This is a genomic window from Mycobacterium sp. TH-M82 (genome assembly GCF_057473605.1).
In genome coordinates, this window is sequence record NZ_JBYCKY010000704.1 from 1 (window position 1) to 3,820 (window position 3,820).

Here is a 3,820-nt window from a genome sequence, read left to right on the forward strand (position 1 = left end):
CGACATCACCCCACCGCAACCGCCCTCAGACGGCGATCAGCACACCGGAACGGAGGTCGCCTGAAACACTCCGATCCACAGGTATTGACAATTCCTCCTGCGTGAGGTCCACCGGATGGTCGAGGAGATTGTGGTCGAGGAGGAACTGTTGAGTTTGGTCGACAACGGCCAGTGCCGAGTCGTCAAGCCGTGGGATCAGATGTTGGGCGAAATCAGCGCCGAAACCGCGTCCGATCGCCGAGGGCGCGACCCCGAGGTTGGCGGCATGGATGCCAACGGTTTCCTCGGGATGGGCCTGTGCCCAACGGCTGGCTTGGACCGCCGCGTCGACGAGTCGTTGCACCAGGTCGGGTCGCTCGTCAACCAGCTGAGCGCTGACCGTCCAGACACTGGCATACCGGCTTCGTTGGTCATCGCCGAGATCGGCGAGCACCCGCGCTCCGCTGAGATCTTCTAACTCCGCCGCCCAGGGCAACCAGGTGAACAGCGCATCAACGTTGCCGCTATCCAGGATGTCCCTCTGGTGGCCGGCCACGTCGGGAAACAGGTCAGCGCCTTTGACACTGGCCGCTGCTTCCAGCCGCTCTTCGGGCACGTCGACGCCAGGGCTTTCGATACGCACCAACTCGACGTCGTCGACCCCTATCCCCCCGATGTGCAGGGTCTGCAAAAGTCCCCGCGCCGAGATATTGTCAATACCTGTGGATCGGGGTGTTTCAGGCGACCTCGGTTTCGGTTGTTTCGCCCGGCTCGGGCGGTGTGATGTCGGCGGGGCGTTCGAGTAGCTTGCCTTTGTGGAAGACGGCGCCGGCACGGACGAGGGCGACCAGGTGGGGTGCGTTGACTGCCCGCCAGCGGGCTTGCGCGGCGTCGATGAGCTTGTAGGCCATGGCAATTCCGGCCGCCCGGGATCCCGGGCCCTTGGTGACCTTGGTCCGCAAGCGGACGGTGGCAAACGTTGATTCGATCGGGTTCGTGGTTCTCAAATGGATCCAGTGTTCGGCTGGGTATTTGTAGAATTCCAGGAGCACGTCGGCGTCGTCGACGATCTTGGCGACCGCTTTGGGGTACTTGGCGCCGTAGTCGATCTCGAAGGCCTTGATGGCGACCTGCGCGTGGTCGATGTCCTCGGCGTTGTAGATCTCTTTGATCGCCGCTGATGCTGCCGGGTGCGCCGATTTAGGCAGGCAGGAAAGGACATTGGCCTGTTTGTGGAACCAGCAGCGTTGCTCGCGGGTAGCCGGGAAGACCTCGCGCATCGCCTTCCAGAAGCCCAGTGCACCGTCGCCGACGGCCAGCACCGGCGCGGTCATCCCGCGGCGGCAGCCCCGCAGCAGATCGGCCCACGACTCGGTCGATTCTCGGTATCCGTCGGCCAGGGCGACGAGTTCCTTGCGGCCATCGGAGCGGACCCCGATCATCACCAGCAGGCAGAGCTTCTCCTGCTCGAGGCGGACCTTGAGGTGGATGCCGTCGACCCACAGGTAGACGTAATCGGTGCCCGAGAGGTCACGCTCGCCGAAAGTCTTCGCTTCGTCCTGCCATTGGCTGGTGAGCCGGGTGATCGTCGTGGCCGACAGTCCGGCACTCGAGCCGAGAAACTGCTCCAGCGCCGGACCGAAGTCACTCGTCGAGAGCCCGTGCAGGTACAGCAGTGGCAGCACCTCGGTCATCTGCGGGGACTTGCGTGCCCACGCCGGCAGGATCGCCGAGGAAAACCGTTGCCGCTCACCGGTAACGGCGTCGATGCGCTTGTCGTTGACCCGCGGGGCGGTCACCGTGACCGCACCCGCGGCGGTGAGGATGTCACGTTCGTGGTGATAGCCGTTGCGGACCACCAGACGCCGACCGTTGTCGTCGACCTCACCGGCATGGGCGTCGACGTAGGCGGCTACTTCAGCCTGCAGTGCCGCCGCCAACATCTGCCGCGCACCGTCGCGGACGATCTCATCCAACAACGACCGACCAGCACCGCTGCCGTTCTCGTTGGCTGATTCCGCGTCGTGAACTACCGTGAGCATGGGCGTACCTTCCCAACCAGCGCGCCAACGCCGGTCTTGATCGAGATCCTGTTTCCGTGATGATCATCCTCGGGAAGGTGCGCCCACTTTCACGCCACCTCGCCGAGGCTCATCCACAGGTTCTGATCATTGCTCGGTGGCGACTGCGCATGCTGCCCAACGTGACTGGGCACTCCGGACGCCGCGGCAGCGCGGCACCATGCTGCGAGCTTTGGCGACACTCATGCGAGAGCATACCGAAGAACTCGCGCTGCTCGACGTGGAGTTCACGAGCGCGTTTCGCATGATCGAGACCGTTAAGCCGATGACCCAACCGCCCGCGAGCCCGCTATCAAGGGGAGGCGTCCTGGGTGGCCAGGTAGCCTTCGCCGAACGCGAATGCACCCGAGGCTGAGCGGAACGATCCGGGCGGCGCTGACGATACTTGACTCCAGGTACCCGGGCTTCCGATCGCGCAAGAGTCACCAATTGCGCGGCAGGCCTCACTCGTTCCTCAGGGGAGGTACCCTTTCTGCCATGCAGAGACCGGCGCAAACGCGACAAATGGATCAACTCGGTACCGCTAAACCGCCTCAGTATCCGATCAAGGCTGTCGACAACGCTCTTCGCCTACTTCTACTCCTGGGTGAACGATCAGAGGTCCGTCTTACCGAGGCAAGCGTCTATCTAGACGTGGCATCGTCGACTGCGCATCGGCTGTTATCGATGCTTCAGTATCGCGGTTTCGTCCGCCAGGATCCGATCAGCAAGGCTTATCTGCCCGGACCGGCCTTGACCGGGGTGGCGTTCGCTGTTTTCGCCAGAATGGATATACCGCGCATCGCAGCTCCGATTCTGCGCCAGCTCAGCGATGCGCTGCAGGAAACAGTGCATATCGGGATGCTGGATGGCACGTCGGTCCGCTTCATCGCGGCGCTCGAGAGCCCGTCCGCCGTGCGGGTGGTATCGCGCCTGGGTAGGACCATGCCTGCACACTGCACGTCGACCGGTAAGGCCATGCTTGCCAACTTCTCCGATGAAGAGCTTCACAAACTGTACCCTGACCCAAATTTGGAACAACTCACCCAGAATTCAGTGAGCACCCTCACCCAGTTGTGCGCCGAGTTGGTAGAGGTCAGAAAGAGCGGAGCAATGATCAGAACCTGTGGATCCCGGGCGGGCGTGCCTTCCCGGAAGATGATCTGCAAGGAATCCGAATTCTGATCAAGACCAGCGTTGGCGCGCTGGCGGGAAGGCACGCCCGTGCTCACGGTAGTAGACAACAACGACGACTCCAACGAGACCCGCAATGCGGCCGGTGCGGGCCGGTCGTTGCTCGACCAGATCGTCCGCGACGGTGCCCGGCAGATGCTGGCCGCGGCGTTGCAGGCCGAGGTCGCCGACTATGTAGCCCGGTATGCCGGTGAGGTCGACGAACACGGCCACCGACTGGTGGTCCGCAACGGATACCACGCCGAACGTGAGGTCGTGACCTCGGCGGGTGCGGTGGCGGTGAAGGCGCCCCGCGTGAACGACAAGCGGATCGACCCCGATACCGGCGAGCGCAAGCGGTTCTCCTCGGCGATCCTGCCCGCCTGGGCTCGCAAGTCCGAGCAGGTATCGGAGGTGCTGCCGCTGCTGTACCTGCACGGCCTGTCAACCAGTGACTTCGGGCCGGCGCTCGAACAGTTCCTCGGCACCGGCGCCGGACTGTCCGCATCCTCGATCACCCGGCTCACGGCCCAGTGGCAGGACGAGGCGAAGGCCTTCGGCACCAGGGACCTCTCGCAGGTCGACTACGTGTACCTGTGGGTCGACGG

Annotated in this window: 5 protein-coding genes; 3 read left to right on the plus strand and 2 right to left on the minus strand. The window is 63.7% G+C overall.

Annotated elements, in window-relative coordinates; genetic code table 11:
* Positions 1–25 precede the first annotated feature (25 nt).
* On the minus strand, positions 26–670 hold the full coding sequence (locus AC2VON_RS20600) for a type 2 periplasmic-binding domain-containing protein (RefSeq protein WP_486954579.1): 645 nt from the start codon (positions 668–670) through the stop codon (positions 26–28).
* Positions 671–716: 46 nt separating this feature from the next.
* Positions 717–2,021 carry an IS256 family transposase gene (locus AC2VON_RS20605; protein ID WP_099250435.1) on the minus strand — a complete coding sequence of 435 codons (1,305 nt, stop codon included), beginning with the start codon at positions 2,019–2,021 and terminating at the stop codon, positions 717–719.
* Between the two features lie 136 nt (positions 2,022–2,157).
* Here AC2VON_RS20605 and AC2VON_RS20610 point away from each other — a divergent pair, with 136 nt between their 5' ends.
* From AC2VON_RS20610 to AC2VON_RS20620, 3 genes are all read left to right on the plus strand, one after another.
* Positions 2,158–2,415, plus strand: a complete 258-nt coding sequence (locus AC2VON_RS20610; RefSeq protein WP_083339453.1) for an aldehyde dehydrogenase family protein — start codon at positions 2,158–2,160, stop codon at positions 2,413–2,415.
* 122 nt (positions 2,416–2,537) lie between these two features.
* Positions 2,538–3,224: an IclR family transcriptional regulator gene (locus AC2VON_RS20615; protein WP_226519334.1), complete on the plus strand. Its 687-nt coding sequence runs from the start codon at positions 2,538–2,540 to the stop codon at positions 3,222–3,224.
* A gap of 39 nt (positions 3,225–3,263) precedes the next feature.
* Positions 3,264–3,820, plus strand: a 557-nt coding sequence (locus tag AC2VON_RS20620; protein WP_207549630.1) for a transposase, incomplete at its 3' end; no start/stop codon positions are given.